This is a genomic window from Kribbella koreensis (assembly GCF_039525325.1).
GTDB classification, from domain to species: Bacteria; Actinomycetota; Actinomycetes; order Propionibacteriales; family Kribbellaceae; genus Kribbella; species Kribbella koreensis.
The window spans coordinates 1-914 of sequence record NZ_BAAAHK010000015.1; the positions used below are offsets into that span (position 1 = coordinate 1).

The 914-nt window shown below is 68.6% G+C and carries 1 protein-coding gene; it reads left to right on the forward strand.

Going from position 1 to position 914, the window contains the following annotated elements; genetic code table 11:
- A partial coding sequence (locus ABD116_RS29295) for a nitrate reductase subunit beta (protein WP_486336014.1) occupies positions 1-754 on the forward strand: 754 nt, incomplete at its 5' end.
- Positions 755-914 lie beyond the last annotated feature (160 nt).

Sequence of the window (914 nt, forward strand, 5' to 3'; positions counted from 1 at the left end):
CGATCCGTTCGACCCCGACGTCGTCCGCGAGGCAGAGCGGGCCGGTATCGCCCGGGACTGGATCGATGCCGCCCAGCGCTCCCCGGTCTACGCGTTGATCAACACCTTCAAGGTCGCGCTGCCGCTGCACCCGGAGTACCGGACGATGCCCATGGTCTGGTACATCCCGCCGCTGTCACCGGTGGTCGACGTCGTCGCCGAGACCGGAGAAGATGCCGAGGACAAGGGAAATCTCTTCGCGGCGATCGACGCGCTCCGGATCCCGGTCGAGTACCTCGCCGAGCTGTTCACCGCCGGGGACGTCGCGCCGGTCGACGCCGTGCTCAAGAAGCTCGCCGCGATGCGCTGCTACCTGCGCGACATCAACCTGGGTCGCGACCCGGACGCCTCGATCCCCGCGGCCGTCGGGATGAGCGAAGAGGAGCTGTACGACATGTACCGGCTGCTGGCGATCGCGAAGTACGACGAGCGGTACGTGATCCCGCCCGCGCACGCCGAGCAAGCCCACTCGCTGGAGGAGCTGTCCACGGAGTGCTCAGTCTCGGAGTACGGCGGCGGTCAGCACGACGTGTTCGGCGAGGGCTCCGGAACGCCCACCCCGATCGCGGTCGAGAACTTCCAGATGCTGCAGGACCGGCAGACCTCCGACTCACTGGCCGGCCCGGAGAGCAAAGCCGGCCGGGTCAACCTGCTCAACTGGGACGGCAAAGGCTCCCCGCCGGGGATGTTCCCGCCGAAGGGCTCCGGCTCATGAGCCGCCGGCCCAAGCCGGTACTGCCGCCGGACCAGCTCACCATCGTGTGGCAGTCCGTCTCGCTCCTCCTCGACTACCCCGACGAGGAGCTGCTGGCCCGCGCCGACCTGCTCAGGTCGGCATCACAGAGTCTGCCGACCGCCATCGGTGACTCTCTGCG